Origin of the sequence: uncultured Senegalimassilia sp., assembly GCF_934636665.1 — a bacterium.
Classification (GTDB): Bacteria; Actinomycetota; Coriobacteriia; order Coriobacteriales; family Eggerthellaceae; genus Senegalimassilia.
In genome coordinates, this window is record NZ_CAKUAT010000012.1 from 61,228 (window position 1) to 84,459 (window position 23,232).

Sequence of the window (23,232 nt, forward strand, 5' to 3'; positions counted from 1 at the left end):
CGGGCCGGGATTGATCATCTCGTTCACAGGGGGTTTGCGATACCCCTTTCTCGGTCTGCGCAATGATTCGGGGGAATCTTGCGCTGCTCAGCTTGATCTGAACTGCGCCGCGTCGCTCAAACGTGGGGAAATCCTATATCACTTGCTGCGTTTTCGCAGTTCTCTTTCCTAAGGAGAATGTCATGGCTATTTCCACCGAGATCGTCGGGAAGACCTTTGGCCCGTTCGTGCGCGACTACACCTTCAAAGACCTTGAGATTTGCGCGCTTGGCTGCGGCGCCGGCTGGGACGGCCGCGTGGACCTGGAGTACGTCAACGAGGGTGACGCCAAGAACCCGGACCTGAAGGTTCTGCCTATCTTCGCCGTGCCGCTGACCGTTAACGAGGAGATGACCACCACCCTCGACTACGGCTTCGACTACTCCGGCTCGCTGCACTACGGCATCGACGTGCATTTCCATGCGCCGTTCAAGATGAACGACCACATCGAGACGTTTGTGACCCAGGAGGCCATCTGGGACCGCGGCGAGGGTCGCGGCTCGCTGTCCAAGCAGGTCGGCAAGTCGTACTCCGCCGACGGCACCCACTTGTGCACGGTCGACACCTACGACTGCTGCATCTACGACGGCGGTTGGGGCGGCGAGCAGCCGCCGAGGGACTCCGTGGAGTACCCCGATCGCGAGCCCGATTTCACGTACGAGGAAACCTACGGCTACAACTGGCCGCTGGTGTATCGCCTGATGGGCGACTGGCATCAGCAGCACATCGACTGGTCCTACATCGAGCAGACCGGCCTTGAGCGCCCGATCGCCCACGGCGTCAGCAGCGCCGGCGTGGCCATGCGCCACGTCATCTCCCTGCTGTTCCCGGGCCATCCCGAGGCGATGACGCGCTTCAAGTGCCGCTTCACCTCTCCGGTGCTGCCGGGCGTGCGCCTGCGCACCATCGTGTGGAAGACCGCCGAGGGCGAGGCGAAGTTCCGCATGGTCAACGCCGACGCGCCCGACTCCAAGCCGTTCCTGAACCACGGCATCGTCGAGTGGGACCCCGCTCGCGCCTAGCGGTTTTGCGCCGCAGCCGGGCGGCTGCCGGCTGAGCGGCTGCGAACGAAATATGACTTGCAACGTGTGGCAGGGATGCGTCCCTGCCACACGTGTTTTTGCCCGACGCGTTGCCGACGCCCTCGCACGCTCGATTCCATGTGCGAGAAGCTTTTGCCGCGAATATGTCTCAGATTGCGAGTTTTCCGAATGGCGAACGCGGTCGGCTGCGTGCCGCTTTGCGCTTGGCGCAGCGAACGTAGCGTTCGTTACATTTCGCGAGCGAAATCGGCCGGGAAGTGTCTCTTCGGCCGCCGGTGAATTCGGAAAACTCGCGATTCGTGACACGAAACGCTGAAAACGCTCCTGCTCTTCCTTTTTTCGCGGGGGTTAACTCGGTTGTACAATGGGCGCGTTCTCGATATCGCTTGATGGAAGTGCGCGCGAAAGGATTTCGCTATGGAAACAGACGACGCCGTGGGCGCCGCTACAGGCAACGCCATGGACGCCGCTACAGGCAACGACTTAGGCGCCGTTGCGGATACCACCACGGACAACGCTATGGACCTGAAGCTGGCTATGCGGCAGCGCCATACTGTGCGCAAGTTCACGTCGGAGCCGCTTTCTGCCGAGCTAATTTCGCAGCTCAATGATCGCGTTTGTACAAACAACGAGCGCTTCGGGTTGGCGATCTCGCTGAAGGTGGGTGACGAATCGGCGCTGCCCGGCGCGCTCAAGCTGTTCTTCGCCAAAGGCGTGCGCAACTATTTCGTGCTGGCCGGCAGCGACAGGCCGGGGCTGGACGAGGACCTCGGTTACGCAAGCGCCGACTTGATGCTTTTTGCGCAGGCGCTCGGGCTGAACACGTGGTGGATCGGCGGCACGTTCAACCGCAAAAACGTCGAACAGGCTGTGCCGGGGAAGAAGGTTATCGGCATCGTCGCCGTGGGCTTCGGCGTCACGCCGGGCGTTGCGCACAAAAGCAAGACGGCGGCCGAGGTCAGCTCGTACGAAGGCCCGGAGCCGCAGTGGTTTGCGGATGGCGTGCAGGCGGCGCTTCTTGCCCCGACGGCGCTCAACAAGCAGTGCTTCCGGATCGCCGGCGCGGGCAACAAGGTTTCCATTACCGAAAACGGCGGCGCGTTCAGCGGCGCGGACATCGGCATCGTGAAGTACCACTTCGAGCTAGGCGCCGGCACCGCATTCGAGTGGGCGTAGCTTCCTCGCCCCTTCTCTTCCTTATTCCGTGCCTGATTCCTGGCAGTTAGTGCTACGTCCCCAAATGTCTTGGTTGGGGGCGGTGATTTTTGTGCTCTCGTTTCCCCTGGTCAGGGGATGGTTCGTATATGCGTACCTAGTTGTTTTGGCGGGTTTTGGGGATGATGCAGGGTGGATTGGAAGTTTGTGCGCGCTGCGTCGGGGGCCTGTCGTCGCTGCGGGGCGCGCTGGCGGGAAGGAGTGCGGAATGGGTGTCGAAAGGCGTAGCCGGGTCGGTGGGTATCGGCCTGAAATGCCGCTAAAGCGCGCATGTGCGTCGCGTTCGGGCGCGCGTCCGTGGCGGGTGGTTTGGCGTCGCGGGACGGCGGTGGCGTTGTCGTGCATTTTGGCGGCGGGTTTGGTGCCCGTTGCCAGTTTTGTGCAGGGCTCGGAAACCGTCGCCGCGGCGCGTGAGAGCTTGCGGGCGAACGCTTCCGGTGCGGCTGATGGCGGTGCCGGAAACGCCGACGGCGCCGCTAACGGTTTTGCGGCCGACGGCGCGGATGGCGCTGCCGATTCCGCCGATGGCGGGGTGCTCGTCGTGGGCTCGGAGGTCGTGGCGGGTGGCGAAGGGTCCGCTGCCGTGCAGGGCGCTCAGGGTTCGCAAAACGCGCATGCTGGTGCGGGCGCGGCGTCTTCGGCTGCCGGTGGTCTCGCCGGCGATGCTGGAGGCGTTAGCGGTTATGCCGTCGGCAACACTGCCGATGCCGCTGACTCCGCTAACGGCCGTGCCGCTGGCGGCACGGGCAGCGCTGCCGACCCCGTAGTCGACTCCGACTCCGACCCCGACGCCGACGACCCCGGTCCCGCGCCCGACTACGACGGGACCGAGGCCTCCTACGTCTACGACGAGTACTACGGCGAATACTTCCTCGCAACCGCCAAGGGCGTCATCGGCGAGAAAGTCGCCGATGACGTCGGCTACGTTGCCGGCGCGGCAACGCCCGCGCAGGTCTGGCTGACGCTGAACGAGGAAACGAACGAGCTGACCGTGCACCATGTCGACGCCGGCGCGGTCGCGTTCGAGGTCCCGGCGACCGTCGACGGCCGTCCCATTACCACCGTCGGCGGCTGCGGATCGTCGAACCTGACCTCGGTCACGTTCCCCGCCGATTCCCGCGTCACGCGCCTAAGCTGGGGCGCGTTCTCCGGGTCGCAGCTGCAGTCCATCGCGCTGCCCAGCAGCCTGGAGACGCTAAATGAAAGCGTGTTCCAGGACTGCAAAAAGCTGCAAACGGTGGAGTGGCCGAAGAACAACGACATGCTCAAAACCATTCCCGCCGAGACGTTCGCCGGCTGCTCCATGCTCGATGACGGCGTGGTGGCCAGCATCCCTGCGAGCGTGGAGACCATCGACTACCGCGCTTTCGCAAGTTGCTCCCCTGACATCTACGTGTCAGGCGAGACGCCCGAGCCGTTCACCGAGGTCAACGTGCCCGGCACCGTCAAAACCATCGAGCGCTATGCGTTCGATGGCTGCGCCCATGTCCGCTCCATCTCCATCGGCGACGGCGTGCAAACCATCGGTAACCGCGCCTTCGCCAGCATGCCGCTCATGGCGGGCGCGGAAGTGGTGCTGCCCGCAACCGTGAGCACCGTGGGCCAGGACGCGTTCGACAACACGCAGATCACCTCGAGCGCCTCGGGCACCGAGTGGAAGCGCAACGCCGTGACGCTGCGCGTACTCAACCCCGACTTCGAGCTGGTCGAATACGAGTACGGCGGTACGCTGGAGATCGACGGCAAGAAGTACGAGAACCCGTTCTCGCTGGGGCAGAGCATCGTGGCGTTCGCGAAGAACTCGGCGGGCCAGCCGTCGTGGGTCAAGCGCGCTGCCGACGCGGTGGCGGGCCAGGAAGACGAGCACAACCCGGGCAAGCCCGCCTACACGTTTCAGTGGATGGAGGAATCATCCCAGGTCACGGGTAAGGTTCCCGTGGGAGCGCAGGTGGCGCTGTTCCAGAACGGCGCCGCCACCACGGCGAAGGTGTCCGCGGACGGTACGTTTACCGTGGAGGCGCTGTCGAACACGCCGGCCACGCTTCAGGTGAGCTTGGAGGGCTGCTACGACCAGGTGCTCACGCGCGCGGCCGAGGCCATGGCCGGCACCTGGGACGTCGGCGAGCTCAAAACCGAATCGTTCGAGAAGCTGCCCGTGCAGCGCCTGATGAACGTGAACCTGCGCAAGCAGGTGGGCACCGGCGACGACGGGGCTCCCGCCTGGGAAACCGTGCTCTCCGATAGCGGCCTGGCCTTCGAGCTGCGCCAAGGCGATCGCGTGCTTCGCGAGGGCGAAGACGCCGACTACGTGCGCCAGGGCCTGAGCGTGCTGCTCTCGCAGGAGGTGGCGGATGCGGCGAAGGAGCTCACGCTTACCGTGACGCCCGACGATTCGCTGGCGCTCGGTGCGGGCGAGGGCCGGGCCATGCCCGCCGACGGCGCGTTCGACGTGGATCTGCGCGCGTGGGGCGGCATGAAGGTGACCACGAAGTCGGCCTTCTCCGGAAGCAACGACGTTATGGTGTTCCGCAACGGCGCGTGCGTGGCCACGGGTCTGTCCGATTCCGCAGGTGAACTGCCGATTTCGCTTGACAGCTTGAAGGCCGGCGAATATACGGTGATCGCCGTGAGCCACACGAGCGTCGATCTGCGGGTGCCCACGCTGGCGGCCTTCGACCGCCTGAAGCTTAAGGAAGGCGTGCAGTACGCGCGCGCCGACGTGCAGGTTGAGGACGGCGCGCAGACGCAGGTGGCCCTTGACGTGCCCGTGTTCGACGCGTCGGCGTACCTTGCACAGTGCGGCGTTATGAAGCAGAGCGGCGTGGTGGCCGATCGCAGTGCCATCGTGGCGGGCGTGGAAGCGCAGGTCAGGGTCAGTTTCAACCTTGATCAGGAGCGCGATGCCGTGCTGCAGCTGGAGATGCCCGAGGGCGACTTCTCCGACATAACCATCGGCGGGACCATCGGCGACGAATCCAAGCAGCTGCCTTTCACACGCAACGGCGATGTCGTGTCGGTTGACCTGGGTGGTGCGCAGACCGGCGACCTGTACGTGCGCTTCGCCGCGCAGCGCGCGGGCGCGTGCACGGTGAACGCGGCGCTTGCGCTCGGCGACGCCGTGCTGCCGCTGGGCGCCGCGGACATGAGCGTCTACGACGCCGGCATCGAGCTCCCGTCTTCCCAGGTCACAGCCATTACGGGCAACAAAGCCACGGTGTACGCGGCGCCTGATTCCCGCGTGGAATTGGAGGTGGGCGGCAAGCGCTTCGCCGGCACGTGCAACAAGCTGGGTCGCGCTTCGATCGACTACGACGCCCCCGACAACCTGGTGCCGGGCCAGCGCGTGATGCTGCAGGCCTACCTTTCGGGCGCGCAGCAGCCGGCGGCCACGGCCTACGTCACCTACACGGGCGGCGCGTCCATCGAGCGTTTCGACGTGGTGACACGCGGCAAAACGCAGCGGCTCATCGACAACGGCAAGGAAACGGAAGCGTTCGGCTACACGCTGCACCACGAGCGCACCAAGAAGAACGCCTACTGGACGTTCGCCATCACGCTTGATGCGCATGGTGCCCAGCTCGACGACGAGTTCAACTTGTACGTGGACTGCATCGACGGCCGCACGGTGACCATTCCCATGAAGAAGCGCGCGACCGACGGCGACCGCGTGCGCTTCGTGGGCGAGTACGTCGACCAGGCGTATCTGGACCTGCTGGCCGAGGACGAGGCGGCGGGCATAACCGGCGAGGTATGGCTTGGCGACATGAAAGGCCTGTTCATCCCCTCGTCCTACGGCGTGAGCAACTCGCTGCTCTCCGGCATGGCAACGGTGGACGCGAACGTGGTGGTGAAGAACATCGCGGAGCAAAGCACCCAGAAGGTCGACCAGATCAACGCGGTGCTGGTGGGCGACTTGACCGATCGCGACCAGTACGAGCAGCAGCAAAGCGACGAGTTCCGCAAAGATCTGCTTGACGCCGTGGCCGACGACCAGGAGCTGGCGGCTAGCCTGGCCGACGTGATGAACGAGCTGGGCGACAGTCATGGCTACCTGACGGGCACCGCGGCCGATGAGCGCAACACGTTCTGGTACCAGGTGCTGCACGGCGACGGCGTGCTGGAATCCGACTGGTTCGCCGAGCTGTTCGGCGCCCAGTACGACGACCCCGAGGTGCAGGAGGGCGTCGACACCCTGCGTGACCTGGTGATCTCTCAGCACAACGACTTCGAGAAGTACCGCAAGGCCGTGGGCGAGGACCTGGGCGTGGGCGACCTTTCCCAGTATAACGACTGGGACGAGGTGTTCATCGCCTCGCTTGAGAACAACGTCGACGGCATCACCGTGAGCGACTTCGACGGCGACACTGCCGGCTTCACGGAGACGATCGACCAGGGCGGATACCGCGTGCGCACGCGCATGAGCGACGACGGCACGGGATTCAAGGCCATCGTCAACCTGCCCAGCGGCGCCGTGAAAACGCTTCAGGCGGACTTCGAGGACGCGGCGAAGAGCAACATAAAGCTGGCCACGATGCTGGATTCGGTGAACCTGGCCACGGACTTTGACAAGCAATGGGCGAACTTGGCGCTGCAGACCATTAAATCCAAGCCCGTGTTCAAGGCGATGCAGAAGTTCACATCGCCGATGGTCAGGGGTCACCTGGCGGCATTTCTGCAGTATCAGGACACGTACCGCATGCCGTGGAAGTGGGCGAAGAACGTGCCGGTGTACTCGGGCGCCATCGCCTCGATCGGGCTGGGGACCAGCTACATCGGCGCGAAGGACGCGCTGAGCAACGCCGAGGACACCGAGGTGCGCCTGGCCGAGATGCGCGGCGAGGTGGAGCACATCGAGATGCTGATCCGCTGGTACTCCGGCAAGGGCGACATCGCGAACCTGAAGGAATGCCTCGAGGCGCTGAAAAACGAGCTGTTCTACGCGAAACGCCTGGTGTCGCTGCTCGAGCAGCAGCGCGCTAACGAGTACGCCGATGCCGGCATCGGCGTGGTGATGGGCGGCATCGGCGCCGGCGCGACGCTGTTCTGCCCGCCCGCCGGCGCGATCTTGGTGTCGGGGATGTCCTATGGCTACGACGTGTCGTCGTCGATGGTGAACTCCGACCGCGCGAAGAACCTGTCTTGGGCGCAGCGCATGTACCAGCGCGCCGTGGCCGAGCGCTTGGAGAAGTGCCAGCCGGTCGAGGAGGAGATCGACCGCCAGCGCGAGAAGCGCCGCAAGGAGCTGAGCGAGATCGAGGCGCGGCTGGGCATCGACCCCTCAGGCTACGTGTACGAGGCGGTGAAGTCCAACCGGCTTGAGGATGTGACGGCCGAGGTGTGGTACAGCGCGTCGGCCGACGGCGCGGGCGTGGTGCCGTGGGACGCACAGTCCTACGAGCAGGTCAACCCACAGCCGACCGACGGCGACGGCGTGTTCGGCTGGTACACGCCGGTAGGCTTCTACCAGGTGCGATTCACGAAGGCCGGCTACGAGGAGGCGCGCACGGAATGGATGGCCGTGCCCCCGGTTCGCACGGGGCTTGAGATCGGGCTGCGCACCACCGAGAAACCGCAGGTGGAAAGCGCGCGGGCGTACACCGATTGCGTGGAGCTGACGTTCTCGCAGTACATGGACGCCTCCGACGCGTCGCTTGCCGAGCTGGCGGCGACCGGGCTGGGCGAGGGCTGCACGCTCGAGTGGGTCGGTCCCGAGGAGGGCGCCGATGGGCGGCAGGTGGCCAAGGCGCTGCGCATAAAGCCGGCGAAGGCGCTTGAGGCCGGGTCGACCGTGGAGCTTTCCCTGGCTGGCGCGGTGAACTACGCGGGCATCCCGATGGACGGTTGGAACAGCGGGCAGCTTGCGGTCGGTGCGCGCGCGGCGGAGCTGAAGCTGAACGTGGAGCAGGGGTATTCCCTGGTCACGGGGCAGTCGTGCGAGGTTTCAGCATACGTGCGCGACGCCTCCGGGCAGCCGTTGGCCGGGCAGTTGGTTGTCGCGAACGTGGGGAGTTCCGTGGTAGCCGGCCTCGGCGGCGGGCTTGAGACGGCGAGTGGGGTGACCGACGCGGAGGGGCAGCTGGCGAATGCCGGCGCGGCGAGCGCGACGGCGGCCGGCCTTGGCGATGGGCTTGGAACGGTAAGCACCGCGACCGACGCCAACGGCGTTGCGCGCTTCACCCTGTCGGGAGAGGCGCCGGGTATGACCGACCTGACGGTGACGGTGGCCGACTCGCTGCTGGCCAAGACGGTCGACGTGCGCGTGGCTGACGAGCAGACGCGCCCAACCCGCCCAACGGCGCAGCTGGGCGAGGCAAGCTTTGGGGCCGGTTCCCCGAAGGAGAACTTCGCCACGGTGAAGAAGGGCGCTCAACTGGTGATTTCCGCCGAGGAGGGGACCACGGTGTACTACACCACCGACGACACCTGCCCCTGTGTCGACGGCGGTTCGCGCACGGAATACACGGGCCCGGTGACGGTGAACGAGAACACCAGGTTCCGCATCGCGGCGTTCAAGGAGGGTTTGGAGAACGAATACTCCGAGCGCCTGAACATCACCGTGACGGTAACGGAAGGCGATGAGCCGGGAGGCGGCGAGCCGAGTGGCCCGGGCGGCGACGGCCCCGAGGGACCGGGCGGCGGTGAGCCTGGTGGCGAACCCGGCGGCGGCGAACCGGGTGGCGGCGATGGCCCGCAGGGGCCCGGCGGCGGCGAACCTGGTGGTGAGCAGCCGGGTGGAGAATCCGGTGGCGGTAGCGGTACCGGCGGAGCCGGTACCGGCGAAGGCGCAGGCGCCGGCACCGATGACGGTACGGGCGCTGGCGTTGGGGCCGACAACAACGGCGTCGACGGAGATGCTGCCGGCAACGGCGATCAGCCGGTGCCGGGCAACCCGCAAGGTGATAAGCCCGCAGCAGCAACCAGCGCAGCAACCGGTGACGCAACGCGCGCAGCCGTGCCCCTCGCACTAGCCGCCGCAGCAGCCGCGGCCATGGCAGCAGCAGCGTTCGCCCACAAGCGCCAACGCACACCCCGCGGCAAACACCGCAGGTAGATAGGGCGTTACAGCATCGAACGAATCGCCGCAGCGATGACAAGCCGCAGCACACGAACAACGGCTGGCCTGCTTTCAGCAAGCCAGCCGTTGGCAGGAACCTCACCCCCCTAGCACAGCCTGAGCGATTCCCCGAGGTCGTTTCCGCATTCGACCATTTTCAAGCCGGGGATGCGGCGGAACAGGTCGGGCGAGCACGTGAGCAGGGTGGCGTCGTGGCGCATGGCCATGGCGGCGACGACGATGATGTTCGTGCCCGTGGGCGCGCCTGCCGATTCCAAATGTAAGCGGATGCGGCAATGCAGGTTGCAGCAGCTGGAATCGTACGGCACCTTTTCGAAGGGCAGCAGGAACTGGCGCACGATTCGCGTGTTGCGCTCGGCATCGCGGCTTTGCGCGGCGGCGATTAAAAGTTCGGACTCCACGACCACGGGAATGCCGAACCCAGTCGGAGCTATGGAGCGCATCGTCGCAGGTGAAACGGATATATCGCCGCGCAGCAAGCCAACGCAGGTGCTGGTATCCAAATAGATCATCGCACGTGCCCCGCTTCCGCATCCAGCTTGCTCACGATGCGCACAGGCGTCTGGAACGTGTCGTCGTCGATGCTGCCGAACAGGCGCTCGAAGCCTGGCGGCCACTCGCTCACCGCAGCGTTGCGGATCAGCTCGGCAGCGCATTTCGAAAGCGATTTCCCGCCTGCTTGCGCCATGTCGCGCAAGGCGGCCATGGTCTCATCGTCCAAATACAAAGACAACTGCGACATGCTTCCCCCTCTCGACGCCCCGGCGGTTTTGCCGCTGCGCGTGAAACGTTGCAAGCAGCATAGCCGAAGCGCGCGAGCCGAAGCGCGTAGGACGCGCAAAGCGCAGAAACTTCCCCGAGCTCGTATTGCGGTCAGGTGGTCGAATCGCGCCGCGAATGTGTGCTGCCGCCTGAAACTCGATACGTTTGTGTTTTAACTCGCTAAGGCCAAGTAGCGTAGTGGATGGCTCTAGCGTCCCCCCAGGTCAAAAGCATGTGCAAAAAAACGATAGAAACCTGATAGCCAGCAAAACACAAACGTATCGAGTTTTCGATCGCTGAGGGCAAAAGAACGGGGCGGGCCCTGCTGCGAGGGTTGCGCCTGCTTGCTTTGCGCGCATCCAAGTACAAAAGCAAGTACAGCCTAGCGGGGTACGCCGGGCGCCCGTAGAGTGCTTTTTGGCTTTGCGAGCGGCTTTTCGGGATGGCGAAACTCCCGCACGCACGCGGGGCTGAGGAAGGTTCTTTGGAGAGGAGAGAAACTATGGAAGCAAAGGGAAAGGCCACGTCGCGCCGAAATTTCCTGAAGCTCGGCGGCATTTCCGCGCTGGGCGCGTTGAGCGCCGGCGCGCTTTCCGCGTGCGGCTATCAAGAGTACACGCCTTATGCCGACGGCGCCGTCGGCGTTGCGGGCAACGGCTCCACCACCGCCAGCGGGCTGCCGTCGTTCATGCAGGCGCCCGAGCCTATCGCAAAGGTCGCCGAAACCGTTGATTGCGACGTGCTGGTCATCGGCGCCGGTGCGGCAGGCACCCCGGCGGCGCTGTCCGCGTCGGAAAACGGTGCGAAGGTGGTACTGCTGCAGAAGGAGCGTACGGCCATGTCGCACGGCAATTCCGCGGCAGGTTTGAACCTGGGCAAATGCGATCCGGCGGGCATCGAGCACTTGATCTCGCTGGTGGTGAAGGCGAACCAGCACCGTTCGCATCGCGAGCTGGTCAGCAACTGGGCCTACAATTCCGGCGAGGCGCTGCACTGGTGCATCGACCGCATCAAGTCCGTCGACGGCCCCGTGTCCGATGACGGCAATCGCCAGCAAACCGCCACGCTCAACATCAACGGTTTCAAACTGGACTACGTCACGGCTTTCTTCGGCCCCAAGCCCTTCACCACCGGCGATGCCATGCAGTCGCTGGCGAAGGTGGCGGCCGCAAAAGGCGTGGATATCCGCTATTCCACGCCGGCGCGCCAGCTGGTCACCGACAAGTCCGGTGCGGTCACAGGTGCGATCGCTCAGCGTGAAGATGGCGAATATGTGCAGGTCAACGCCAAGAATGGCGTGATCATCGCGACGGGTGACTATTCCAATGACAACGAGATGGTGGACTACTACATCCCCGACTTGCACAACTTCGAGCGCAAGCAGAACAATCAGACCGGCGACGGCCACAAGATGGGCATGTGGGTTGGCGCGGCCATGGAGCACATCGGCCATACCAAGATGCTGCACGACTTCGACGCCGGCCCGGCTTCCATGTGCGACATGCCGTTTTTGGCGGTGGCCGACAACACCGGCAAGCGCTTTGTCGACGAGACCGTGGAGATGAGCCTGCTGAACAATTACCTGCCCGATGGCAAGCACCCCGGCTGGTATTCCCAGGTCTTCGACGCGAACTACATGACCGACGCCGCCGCCTGGACGGGCAAGCTGGTCGACCCCGAGGGCCTGCGCGTGTACATGCCCGAGGAGGACGTCGAGCGCAAGGGCGTGTTTGCCGACCAGGTGCGCACGTTCAAGGCCGACACGCTCGAGGAGCTGGCGGTGAAGATCGGCCAGGATCCGGCGACGTTCGTGAAGACGGTCGAGGACTACAACACCTTGTGCGAAGCGGGCGCCGACACCGAGTTCGGCAAGGATCCGAAGTATCTGATCCCCGTCAAGCAGGCGCCGTTCTACGGCATCCATCGCCGCATGCGCTGCTCCACCATTTGCGCAGGTCTCGAGGTCAACGGCGAGAACCAGGCGCTCACGGCCGAGGGCGAGCCGATCGAGGGCCTGTACGTCATCGGCAACTGCGCCGGTAACTTCTATGGCGGCGTTGATTACCCGTTGGATATCTACGGGCTGTCGCTGGGCCGTTGCGTGACCGCCGGCTACGTGACCGGCCGTGCATTGGCGCAAAAGTAGCAGACACGACGGGGTATACCCGCCTGACCTGCGGTTTCCGATGATGTGAACAGTGAACGGGAGCGCGCAACACACCCGTTTCGCGAAAGGATGACGAAAATGAGTGACAACACCGAGAAGGCCGGCGCCACGGCCGAGCCCGCGCCGAAGAAGGGCGGCGCCAAGCGCGGCCGCATCGTGGCCGCCGTGGTGGTCGCGGTGATCATCGTGGCCGGCTGCGGCATGTTCGCCTGGCATAACAGCCCCAGCTTCTGCGGGACCGTGTGCCACACGCCCATGAGCAAGTACGTTGCCGATTTCGAGGCCGGGCCGGTCGACGGCGGCAGCACCGCTATGCTGGCAGCCTATCACGGCGCCGACGCGGATATGAACTGCCTGAGCTGCCACGAGGCCAAGATCGACGAGCAGGTGACCGAGGGCATGAGCTGGGTTTCCGGCAACTACAACTTCGATTCCGACACGCAGGTGCTCGAGAGCCGTTCCGGCGAGCTGCCGACGGCCGAGTTCTGCCTGAAGAGCGGCTGCCACGATAGCATCAACACCGTCGACGACTTGACCGCCGCCACGGCAGATCGCGAGTTCAACCCGCATGATTGGAGCCAGCACGGCGTTGTGGCCTGCGGAAACTGCCACAAGGCCCACGAGACCAGCGAGTTCTACTGCACGCAGTGCCACCTGGATGCCACGTACTCCAGCGTGCCAAACGGCTGGAACGTCGTCATCGACGGCACCACCTACAAGATGAACAACGGCCAGCTGGTCGAGCAGTAAGCGAGCAGCAGGGAAGCGATAAGCAAGCGATAAACGAGCAGGTAGCGGCTTCAAGGGCCACGCGCTAGCCGAAGTTTTGCGAGCAGGAAGCGGGTCGCGTCTTGGACGCGGCCCGCTTTGCGTTGCCGGGAGCGCCGGCGAGGGTGTGGGCTTACGCTAGCGGTTGTGATTCGCGAAAAGTCGGTCGCGACCGGCGGCGAGGCCCCGGACGCCGGCGGGGCGGAGCGGCGCGGGCTTGCGCTAGCGGTTGCGATTCGCAAGAAGGCCGCAGGTGGTGATGGGGTCGCGACCGGCGGCGAGGCCCCGGACGCCGGTGATATCGCGTAAAGGCTGCTTGCTACGGAGGGGCGCTGGCGACAGCGGACGTAGGGCGCTCCCGCTAGCTCACGCACGCCACGTGCAGGACGTCGCCGTCCACGGTGAAGGCGACGTCCAAGCCCGCGTAGGTCAGGTGGTAGACGCGGGTCGGCTCGTGTTTACTGCCAGCGCGGCGCGGGTCCTGGCGCAGCACCTCCGTCAGGCCGGGCAGCTTGCCGGCGGGCACTTCGGCCTGCAGCTGCTCGGGAAAGTCCACGTCAAGCTCGTGCCAGGGCGCGTCCTCTATCCATCCGCCGCACGCGTCGGGGTGGCAGTCGGCGAAGGGGATGTAGGGCTTGATGTCGTAGATGGGCGTGCCGTCGCGCAGGTCCGCGCCGAGCACGTGGATGACAGGGCCGGCGTCGGTGAGCTCCACGCGATCGAGCTTCACGCACGTCAGCCCGATGGGGTTCGGGCGGAACGGGCTGCGCGTGGCGAACACCCCCACGCGCTCGGCGCCGCCCAGCCGCGGCGGCCGCACAGTAGGCGACCAGCGCGCGGGTTTGCGGGAGGCGGCGGTGTTTGCGCTGGTGGCGGGGGCGGTTTTGCTTCTTTCCGCCCCTGCGCCCACTCGCTCGCCGCTGGCGATATCGGCGACGGGCGTATTCTCCCTTGCCGGGGCGGAGGCGGATTCGATGGCGTTTCCGGATCCGCTGTCTTTGGCAGCGATTTCGGTCTTGCAAGCGGCGGTACCGGGGGCGGCGATGATTGCGGTCTTGTTAGCCGCTGCGCCTTTCGATGCGCTGTCGCTGGCAATATCGCCGGCGCCTCCGGCAGCGGCCGTTTCGCTGCCGACGCTATCGGACGTTCCCTTTCCCTTTACGATAGGGGCTTCGGCCTCGCTCCCGCTCACCCGCCCGCCGGCGGCGACGTCGGCGGCGCCTCCGCCGGGTTCGCCGTTCTCGAAACGCCAGAGCAGCCACAGATGCGAGAAGCTGTCGATCCCGGCAACGGCGCTGTTCAGCGCGTATTCCGGCTCGAACACGATACGTCCTTGCAAATGCGGCGCAAGGAAGCTGTTGCGGGGGATGCCGAACTTCTGCGGCAAATCGGTATGTATGTGAGCGATAGGTTTCATGCGCGCTATTGTATCGCGGCGCGCTGCGCCCGGCCGCGCCGCTCGCCGAAGGGTTCGCGGCATTTGCGTTGGATTCTGCCGGCATTTACTACTATGAAAGTATCAAATGCGGCGCCTGGCGCTGCACTCGGCGAAGGAGGCATTCATGGCGGATTCGAAGCGGCTGTTGGCGGATGCGCTCACGGGCCTGATGGAATGCAAGCCGCTCGACCAGGTGCGCGTGGCCGAGATCGCCGCCGCGGCCGGCGTGAGCAAGCAGACCTTCTATCACCACTTCTCCGACAAGTATCACCTGATGGAGTACTGTTTCCGCGACATGTTCGCCGCCCCTTTCGAGCGGATGGGGACGCTTGCGCCCTTCGACGAGTGCTACATCGAGTTCCTCCAGCTGTGCCATGAGCGCAAGACGTTTTTGCGCAACGCCTTCACCTCCCAGGACGTGAACAGCCTGTACCGCGTGATGCACCATGCGCTGCGCGACGCGTACGGCCGGCGCGTGCGCGTGTTCGGCGTGCTCGATGAGGGGGAAATGGGGTTTTGCCTGGACTTCTTCTCGAAAGGCTGCGCAGGCTGCACGCGCCATTGGTTCGACCAGGGCATGGACTTCGAGGACGCCGAGTTGGTAGGCCTCATCCGCCAGTGCATCCCCGTAGGGGTTGCAAGGTTTTTCGAGTAGCCGGCCCTCCGTGGGCATTCCGTTGTCGCCTGTGTAGCCGACGCCCCTCGTGAACAGGGGACGGAGGTGCGTTCACGCGCGGATCGTGCGAGCATTTCCACAGCCCTCTTTGCGCGTGCTATACCCGGGGCTGATTGCCGCCGCCGGTCGACTTCTGGACCGTTTCGCAGGTTTTGGCCCTCGTTTTCCCTCTGAAAACGCACTTCTGGGTGGTTTTCCGCGTCATTTTTCGCGTTCGCCAAATATGTCGCAAGAAAACCCCTGTTCAGGAAAATCCCAATCATACGCTTATGATTTTGCAGCCTGCAAAACCGCCCAGAAGTCGCGGGGGTGCGGTTAGCGGGGGCATGAACACGCCCTCAGCACGAAACTACGCGGCAAACAAGTTGACGAAATATCAGAAAAGTAAAGCGCACCCTTTACAAAACACCGCTTAGGTCCATTCCTCCCACAATTCACGCTTCCTATAATCCTCCCTCGTAGGGTCGAGCGCGCATAGGGCGTTTGCTCGAGGCGCCCGCGAAGCTTCGCGCTTTCGCCGGGGCGCACGTTGCCCGCCTGCTCCGAAGGGGGCTGCGAACCGACGCGCCGAATCGCGTTGTCACTGCGGCAAAACAGCAGGCAGGCGCAAGCGAGAGGAAGGAACAACATGGACAAATCCGGAATCAGCCGCCGTAGCTTCCTGACCGGTGCCGCTGCCATCAGCGCGGCGCTTGCCGGCGCGGGCCTGACGGGCTGCGCTCCGAAGGTGGTCGGCGTTGCGGGCGGTGCCGCAGGCGCGGCCGGCTCGGGCAACGGCCAGACGATGGGCTTCGACGGAACGGGCGCCATGCCGTGGCTCGGCGAGGCGCCGTCTATCTCCGACAGCGACGTGGCCGAGACGCTCGATGCAGACGTCGTGGTCGTGGGCCTTGGCTGCGCGGGCGTTCCCGCAACGCGCGCGGCTGCCGAAGCCGGCGCGAAGGTCATCGCCATCGAGGCGTCCGCCCAGCTCAACAGCGTGGCCAGCGACATGGCCATCCTGGGCGGCGAGACCATGGCCAAGTGGGAGCGCGGCGACGGCTTCCTGGACAAGCGCATGGTGGTCAACATGCACATGGAGGAGGGGAGCCACCACTCGAACTTCGGCATCATCAGCCGTTATTGCGACGAGTCGGGCAAGGCGCTCGACTGGTTCGTCAAGGGGTGCCCGGACATGTACATCGCATCCGAAAGCTACGAGGAGGTCCCCGAGGCCAACCGCGCCCACTACCTGTACCCGTACTTCTATCCCATGCTGGAAACGTACGACTACACGAAAGAGGACATGCCGTGCTACCCCACGTCGGTGGGTTTCTCCAGCCTGGCCACGGCCATGGCCGATAACCTCAAGCGCGCCCAGGAGGCCGGCGCCGAGGTTCGCTACAACACGAAGGGCGTGAAGCTCATCACGGCCGATGACGGCAGCATCGCGGGCATCTACGCGCAGGACACCAGCGCGGGCAAGTACCTGAAGATCAACGCGAAAAGCGTCATCCTGGCCACGGGCGACTATCTGGCCAACGAGGACATGATGAAGTACTTCGCCCCCGCGTGCATCGAGAACGGCAACCAGATCCTGTCGCTGGACCTGGACGCGCAGGGCAACTACACCAACGTCGGCGACGGCCACAAGATGGGCGTGTGGGCCGGCGCGGCGGTGGAGCAGTGGCATGCGCCGATGATCCACCACATGGGCGGCGGCGCCGGCTCCGACGGCCGCGGCGTCATCGGCAACAACGGCTTTCTGTGGCTGAACCTCCACGGCAAGCGCTTCATGAACGAGGACGTGCCTGTTCAGCAGCTTGAGAACCAGGTGGAGCTCCAGCCGCAGCGCAAGGCCTACCAGTTCTTCGACAGCTCCTGGCCCGAACAGCTCAAGTACTTCCCGGCCGCCCACGGCATCGCCTGCATCTACAAGGACGAGGCGCTGCCGGACTGGACGCCGTCGGGCCTGAAGATCAACGTGCGCTGCCCGGCCGACATCGAGGCCGCCGTGGCCGAGGGCCGCTGCCTGAAGGCCGACACCATCGACGAGCTGCTGGCGAAGATCGACGGCATGAACGCCCAGGTGGCGAAGGAGTCCATCGAGCGCTACAACCAGCTGGCGAAGGCCGGCTCCGACGAGGACTTCGGCAAGAGCAGCCAGCGCATGTTCGCCCTGGAGAACGGCCCGTTCTACGCCGCCGAGTGCGGCGTGGCGCTCACGTTGGCGAACCTGGGCGGCCTGGAATCCGACAGCGACTGCCACGTGTACAACACCGAGCGCGAGGTGATCTCCGGCCTGTACGCGGCCGGCGCCCCGCAGGGCGGCCGCTTCAACGTGCAGTACCCCATCTCGCTCAAGGGCCTGTCCGCCGGCATGTGCATGGTGTTCGGCAAAATCGCAGGCGAGAACGCCGCGGCGGGCAAGTAGGAGGCTGCCATGACCGGTAAGAACAAGGTTACGGAAACCGTTTCCGCAGATGAGAAGGTTGATGGCGCGAGTGCGGGCGCGGCTGGCGCAGCGGGCGCGACCCCGTCGCCCAAGCGTGGACGCCGCAAGGTGACGGCGGTCGTGGCCACCGTGGCCGTGGTGCTGATGGCGGCGGGCGCGGGCTTCATGGTCTGGCATGATTCGCCCAGCTTCTGCAACGCGATCTGCCACACGCCCATGGACGGCTACCTGACCACCTACGAGTCCACGCCGGGCGAGGCCGCCACGGACAAGTGGGGCAACCAGGTCGCCGACGCGTCCAGCATGCTGGCGCCGGTGCACGCCCAGGAGGGCATCACGTGCGTGGGCTGCCACGTGCCGCAGATGTCCGAGCAGGTCACCGAGGGTTTTGGCTGGCTGACCGGCAGCTACAGCGTCGTGCAGACCGCTGACGAGCGCTTCGTGCCTGAGGAGAAGTCGCTGTCCGACCTGACCGCGGCGCGCGGCATCGCCAGCGAGGCGTTCTGCCTGAACTCTGGCTGCCACGTCAACGACGACGGCTCCAACATGACGCGCGACGACCTGGCGGAGAAGACCAGCTACATGAAGCGCAACCCGCACGTGCAGGAGCACGGCGAGGTCGCCTGCAGCGAGTGCCACAAGGCGCACCGCGCATCCACCGTGTACTGCAGCAAGTGCCACAGCGACGCCACCATCCCCGATGGCTGGATCAGCTACAAGGAAGCCGAGGCCCTAGAGCCCACGGCAGTCGAGTAGGGAAGAAGCGCGCCGCCGAGCGTGCTGTGAGCCCACCCCGCTTGCAAGCCCCTGCCGGGATTCTCGGCAGGGGCTTTTTGCTGCCAGGCGAACAGGGGACGGAGGTGCGTTCGCGCTCATTCACCTTTGCCATCTAATCGTTACCGTGAGCGTTGCGATTTCTCCGGTAAACGGCGGGCTTTAGCGTTACACTGACTGCAGCTGTAACGCTGCGGGCTTCGCCAAGGGGAACTGCTGAGTCCGCTCATGTAAAGGGGGTGCCGCCATGGCGGTCAATCGTTTCGTGCTCAACAACATCTCGTATCACGGCGCCGGCGCGATCGGGGAGATTCCCGGCGAGATCACGCGCCGCGGTTTTGCGAAGGCGTTCGTGTGCTCCGACCCTGACCTGGTGAGATTCGGCGTCACGGGCAAGGTGACGGCCAAGCTCGACGAGGTCGGCATCCCGTGGGAGCTTTACGACCAGATCAAGCCCAACCCCACCATCAAGAACGTGCAGGACGGCGTGGCTGCGTTCAATGCTTCCGGCGCCGACATGATCGTGGCCGTGGGCGGCGGTTCGGCCATGGACACCGCCAAGGGCATCGGCATCATCGCGGAGAACCCCGAGTTCGCCGACGTGGTCTCGCTCGAGGGCGTGGCGCCCACGAAGAACCACGCCACGTTCACCATCGCCGTCCCCACCACGGCGGGCACGGCGGCCGAGGTCACCATCAACTATGTGATCACCGACCCGGAAAAGGTGCGCAAGTTCGTGTGCGTCGACGTCAACGACATCCCCGATGTGGCGGTGGTCGACCCCGACATGATGGCCAGCATGCCGGCGGGCCTGACCGCGGCCACGGGCATGGACGCGCTCACGCACGCCATCGAGGGCTACACCACGAAGGGCGCGTGGGAGCTGTCCGACATGTTCCACCTGAAGGCCATCGAGCTGATCTCGAAGAACCTGCGCGCGGCGTACGCCGAGGCGAAGTCGGGCGAGCCGGGCGCCGGCCGCGAGGGCATGGCGCTTGGCCAGTACGTCGCCGGCATGGGCTTCTCCAACGTCGGCCTGGGCATCGACCATGCCATGGCGCACACGCTGTCGGCGCACTATGACACGCCGCACGGCGTGGCGTGCGCAATGCTGCTGCCGGTGGCCATGGAGTTTAACAAGCCGGCGTGCGCCGAGCGTCTGGTCGACGTGGCGCACGCCATGGGCGTCGACGTTGCGGGTATGAGCGCGGAAGAGGCCGCCGATGCCGCCATCGCCGCCGTGCGCCAGCTGTCCGCCGACGTGGAGATCCCGCACACCTGCAACGGTCTGGTGGCGGAAGACCTCGAGCAGCTGGCAACCGACGCTATGGCCGACGCCTGCTTCCCGGGCAATCCCCGCGAAGCCGACCACGCCCAGGTGGTCGACCTGTTCCGCAAGGTGATGGCGTAAGGTTGCGTTTCCGGGTGCGGCCTCGCGGATAAGACTGTGCGCGAAGGGTCGTAAACGCAGGAGAGCGTGAGTACGCCGCCAAAGGGCCAGCAGTTTGAGCGACGGTAAGGGCCAGCAACTCGTTTCGAGTTGCTGGCCCTTTTTTGGCGGCGAAGCGGTGTGGGCGCCGATGACGTCACGGTGGTGCGTCGGTGGGGTCGCCACGATGTGCTTGTTCGAGCTGCATGTTCGATATCGAGCTCGGTCTGGTGCTGCTTTGGGGTTTTGCGGCGCGGCGCGGGTTTCCGCTTTGCGGCCCAAGATGTTCTTTTCGCCATAGGGCGTGCCAATTACCAGGAGAAACCGTTCGTCGATGAAGTCATTTCGGCAATCTTGGGCACAGCTGTGCGTTTGCTATGCTGAAGCCCCCCAATTGAAGGAGGCGACATGCGCAAGAACGGTAACATGCTTGAATGGGCAATTGAGGTTGCGGTGGTCGTTGCAATCGTGCTCTTGCTGATGGGAGCATGCTTTTGGGTGGTTCCGCATCTTCAGAAAATGGATCGCTCATCGTCGCCTACGTTCTCGGTCTTTGACGCCGAAGATGCACAATCGAAAAGGGGAAGCGTTCCGCAATCCGACGATATGGTTGGCGGTATCGACGATGTGGTCTTTCATGGTAAAGGGGTTGTGACGTCTTTGGACGCCGCCGCGCTCATTGCGTGCATTCGCATAACGTCAGAGGATTCTTATGGTCTTGAGCAAGGCGGAGAATATCGCTTCAATTTCGATGAGCGCTTCGAACAAGTAAAGCTTACGCTCGATGGTATCGATGTTGGCAGCGTTGTGGATTTTCGCTATCGAGCCATTACCTGCGACAAGGAAGGAACCCTCGTGGGCGAGTTCATTACGCTGGCGCTATAGGCTGCGGAAGGGTTTCGCGGTGCCGCTTGTGTTTGGGTGAACAGGGTGGTGCGGCGCTTCCGGGGTATCTGCGGTGCTCGTGGCCGAAAATGCGAGAGATGCGCAACTGCGGAGGGTTCGATAGGGTATCCGGGTGCAGTTGGGCAGCAAATGCGGCGTTCAAGGTCGATTTCGCCGCATCGAGACCCGGATTCGGCTCCAATCCGGGTCGTGTCGGTGCAACGCACGGTTTTTGTCCATCACGCGGTCTTTTACCAAGCGTGTTGCCCTCGAAGGGTCGCGTCCGTCGGGCGCGATTTGATTTGGGGCGCTCTTGCGTGCTCCAAAGCGCGGACAGCAAACGCGCCAGGCGAACGAGGGGCGTCGGGCGAATAGGGGATGATGAGCGGGCGAACGGGGGACGGAGGGGCGTTGCTGTGAACGCACCTCCGTCCCCCGTTCGCGTTCCCCAACCACTCGGCAGCCGGTAACCTGCAGCTTTGCGAAGCCGACCACGCCCAGGTGGTTGACCTGTTCCGCAAGGTCATGGCGTAAGGTAGCCGTGCGCAGGCCCCGAGCTAAGGCGCTGGCGCGGAACCAGAACGGCCGCGATAAAGGCGTAACCTACTAGGGGTCGTCCCCGGAAGAACTCCGGGGACGACCCCTTCTTGCTGCAAGCGATTCTCTTGTGGGCGCATATGCATCCCGGTGACCCCTGGACAGATCAAAGCCAGGGCTTGGCTTAGGCCTCGAACGGGTTGTCCTTGTCCTCGGGCTTCTGCTGGGCGGCCTGGGCTGCGAGGATGTCCGGGAGGATCGAGGAGGAGCCCTCGAAGCCTGACGGGAGCAGGATGGTCGAGGCCTTGCCGGATTCAGCGAACGACCCCATCATCTCCACCCACTGGGTGTACGTGAACAGGTCGTTCGCTTCCTTGGCTGACACGCCCGAGGACTTGATCACGTCAAGCGATGCAGCGATGCCGTCGGCGATGGCCTTGCGCTGGTTCGCGATGCCGATGCCCGTCTGCTCCATGGCCTCGGCCTGGGCGCGCGCGGCCACGACGGTCTTGGTACGCTCGGCCTCGGCAAGCGCCTTCGCCGCCTCCTGGTCGCGCTGCGCGGAGTTGATCGCGTTCATTGAGCGCTCGACGTCCTTCGGCAGCTCGATGTCGGTGATGAGCGTGGTGATGATGTCGTAGCCGTAGCCCGCCATGAGCTCCGTCACGGAGTCCTTCACGTTTTGCGCGATGAGGTCCTTGTTGTCGAACACCTCGTCGAGCGTGTAGCCGGGGATGGCCGAGCGCAGGGCGTCGGCGATGTAGCTTTCCATCTGGTCGATGGGGTTGCTCAGGATGTAGTAGCTGCGGTAGACGCCCGACTGCTCGACGGTTTGGGCGGGCATCTGGTCGACGCGGAACTGAACCGACACCGCCGTGCCGATGGTCACGTTGTCCTTGGTCTTGCCGTTGAGCGAGTAGCGCGCCTCCTGGGTGCGCAGGTTGACCTCGGCGGCGCGGCGTTCGATGATCGGGATCAGGAAGTGAAGGCCCGGCTGCACGATGCGGTTGAACTTGCCGAGACGCTCGATGATGGATGCCTCCTGCTGCCGCACGACGAACAGCATCGGCGAGCCGGCGACCGCGGACCCGACGGCCGCGATGACGAACAGGATGAGCAGGGTAAGAATGATCATGGGACTTCCTTTCTGCTGGGATGAGCTGATTCTAACGGATAAGGGCAAGCGGCAACGTAAAATCTCGTGCATGTTCCGTTCGCGCGTGCGCTGGGCACGAAGCGCGGGCGGGGCGGGGAAGGGAGGGGGAGCGCGTGTCGCCCGTCGTGAGCCCGTGAGGCGGCAAGGCGTTGACGTGCGCTTTTTTCGCGAACATGCAGGGTGGCCAGGGGCGGGCGGGGCAGGGTGTGCGATTTCGCCGCGACCCCGCAGGGCGGTAAAGGGTTGGCAGGGCGATGGCGCTCGGTTTCTGCGGCCGCGGTTGATTTGCCGCCGCAGCGCCCTTCGTCCCCTGCGCGCCGCACGTCTTCGCCGCCTCCAGAAGGGGCTTTCTCAGACTCAGCCGTACGTGTCCGGCTGAGTTCGATAGCGAAATCGAAGCGTCCGGACGAACTTTCGAGTCAAGCCCCTCCGCTCGCTTTCGTCGGTTCCGTGAAAACGTTGCCCTGCGTGGGCCTGGTTCCCGCGGCGGCTTATCATGGAAGGCAGACGAGAGAAACATGCGCGGCCGCCGGATGGGAGACGCCGCGCTGATTTGGGGGAATACATGCTGCTGAGCGAACTTGCGCGCGGACGGGCGGGCGTGGTCGAGGCTGTGCACGGCGAAGGATCCGTTCGCCGTCATTTATTGGATATGGGGCTCACGCCCAACGCGGTGGTGACGCTGCAGAAGGCGGCTCCCATGGGCGACCCGATCCAGGTTACGGTGCGCGGCTACGAGCTGACGCTGCGCCTGAGCGAGGCCGACAACGTGCTCGTCCGGCCGCTCGACCTGCAGGATCGCCCCGGCGCCCCGGCCGACGCCACCGCCCCGGC

At 64.8% G+C, this 23,232-nt stretch carries 15 protein-coding genes; 11 read left to right on the forward strand and 4 right to left on the reverse strand.

What is annotated here, in order from left to right; all coding sequences use genetic code 11:
- Positions 1-182: 182 nt before the first annotated feature.
- The 3 genes from Q0G75_RS06260 (at position 183) to Q0G75_RS06270 (ending at position 9,348) form a co-directional block, all read left to right on the forward strand.
- Complete coding sequence (locus Q0G75_RS06260; protein WP_294416079.1) at positions 183-1,061, forward strand: MaoC/PaaZ C-terminal domain-containing protein; 879 nt, start codon at positions 183-185, stop codon at positions 1,059-1,061.
- Positions 1,062-1,499: 438 nt separating this feature from the next.
- A complete protein-coding gene (locus Q0G75_RS06265) occupies positions 1,500-2,258 on the forward strand; it encodes a nitroreductase family protein (RefSeq protein WP_294416077.1) in 759 nt (252 codons plus the stop codon).
- 247 nt (positions 2,259-2,505) lie between these two features.
- The gene (locus tag Q0G75_RS06270) at positions 2,506-9,348 is read left to right on the forward strand and encodes a leucine-rich repeat domain-containing protein (protein WP_294416075.1); all 6,843 of its coding nucleotides are present in this window, start codon (positions 2,506-2,508) and stop codon (positions 9,346-9,348) included.
- Positions 9,349-9,458: 110 nt separating this feature from the next.
- On the opposite strand, the gene Q0G75_RS06275 is transcribed toward Q0G75_RS06270, so the two are convergent.
- Together Q0G75_RS06275 and Q0G75_RS06280 are read right to left on the reverse strand one after the other, a co-directional pair.
- Complete coding sequence (locus Q0G75_RS06275) at positions 9,459-9,884, reverse strand: type II toxin-antitoxin system VapC family toxin (protein WP_294416074.1); 426 nt, start codon at positions 9,882-9,884, stop codon at positions 9,459-9,461.
- Positions 9,881-10,114: a hypothetical protein gene (locus tag Q0G75_RS06280; protein WP_294381069.1), complete on the reverse strand. Its 234-nt coding sequence runs from the start codon at positions 10,112-10,114 to the stop codon at positions 9,881-9,883. The genes Q0G75_RS06275 and Q0G75_RS06280 overlap by 4 nt, the downstream gene beginning before the upstream one ends.
- 522 nt (positions 10,115-10,636) lie before the next feature.
- Between Q0G75_RS06280 and Q0G75_RS06285 the strand changes: the two genes are divergently transcribed.
- Both Q0G75_RS06285 and Q0G75_RS06290 read left to right on the forward strand, forming a co-directional pair.
- Entirely contained in the window at positions 10,637-12,280 is a 1,644-nt protein-coding gene (locus Q0G75_RS06285) for an FAD-dependent oxidoreductase (protein WP_294416073.1), read from the forward strand.
- A 99-nt stretch (positions 12,281-12,379) separates the two neighbouring features.
- Positions 12,380-13,051 carry a cytochrome c3 family protein gene (locus Q0G75_RS06290; RefSeq protein ID WP_294416071.1) on the forward strand — a complete coding sequence of 224 codons (672 nt, stop codon included), beginning with the start codon at positions 12,380-12,382 and terminating at the stop codon, positions 13,049-13,051.
- A 379-nt stretch (positions 13,052-13,430) separates the two neighbouring features.
- On the opposite strand, the gene Q0G75_RS06295 is transcribed toward Q0G75_RS06290, so the two are convergent.
- Positions 13,431-14,549, reverse strand: coding sequence for a TrmO family methyltransferase (locus tag Q0G75_RS06295; protein WP_365910862.1), 1,119 nt, complete (start codon positions 14,547-14,549; stop codon positions 13,431-13,433).
- An 82-nt stretch (positions 14,550-14,631) separates the two neighbouring features.
- On the opposite strand from Q0G75_RS06295, the gene Q0G75_RS06300 reads away from it, so the two are divergent.
- The 5 genes from Q0G75_RS06300 to Q0G75_RS06320 all read left to right on the forward strand — a co-directional run bounded on the left by Q0G75_RS06300 (position 14,632) and on the right by Q0G75_RS06320 (position 20,705).
- On the forward strand, positions 14,632-15,162 hold the full coding sequence (locus Q0G75_RS06300) for a TetR family transcriptional regulator (RefSeq protein WP_294416068.1): 531 nt from the start codon (positions 14,632-14,634) through the stop codon (positions 15,160-15,162).
- A 649-nt stretch (positions 15,163-15,811) separates the two neighbouring features.
- Positions 15,812-17,596, forward strand: a complete 1,785-nt coding sequence (locus Q0G75_RS06305) for an FAD-binding protein (RefSeq protein WP_294416066.1) — start codon at positions 15,812-15,814, stop codon at positions 17,594-17,596.
- Between the two features lie 9 nt (positions 17,597-17,605).
- Positions 17,606-18,373 (forward strand): cytochrome c3 family protein, encoded by a 768-nt coding sequence (locus Q0G75_RS06310; RefSeq protein WP_294416064.1) that lies wholly within the window; start codon positions 17,606-17,608, stop codon positions 18,371-18,373.
- A gap of 265 nt (positions 18,374-18,638) precedes the next feature.
- On the forward strand, positions 18,639-19,802 hold the full coding sequence (fucO, locus tag Q0G75_RS06315) for a lactaldehyde reductase (RefSeq protein WP_294416062.1): 1,164 nt from the start codon (positions 18,639-18,641) through the stop codon (positions 19,800-19,802).
- 426 nt (positions 19,803-20,228) lie between these two features.
- Complete coding sequence (locus Q0G75_RS06320) at positions 20,229-20,705, forward strand: hypothetical protein (protein WP_294416059.1); 477 nt, start codon at positions 20,229-20,231, stop codon at positions 20,703-20,705.
- Positions 20,706-21,426: 721 nt separating this feature from the next.
- Here the strand turns inward: Q0G75_RS06320 and Q0G75_RS06325 are convergent.
- Positions 21,427-22,377: an SPFH domain-containing protein gene (locus Q0G75_RS06325; RefSeq protein WP_294416057.1), complete on the reverse strand. Its 951-nt coding sequence runs from the start codon at positions 22,375-22,377 to the stop codon at positions 21,427-21,429.
- 586 nt (positions 22,378-22,963) lie between these two features.
- On the opposite strand from Q0G75_RS06325, the gene Q0G75_RS06330 reads away from it, so the two are divergent.
- The coding region (locus Q0G75_RS06330) for a FeoA family protein (RefSeq protein ID WP_294417905.1) at positions 22,964-23,232 on the forward strand (269 nt) is incomplete at its 3' end.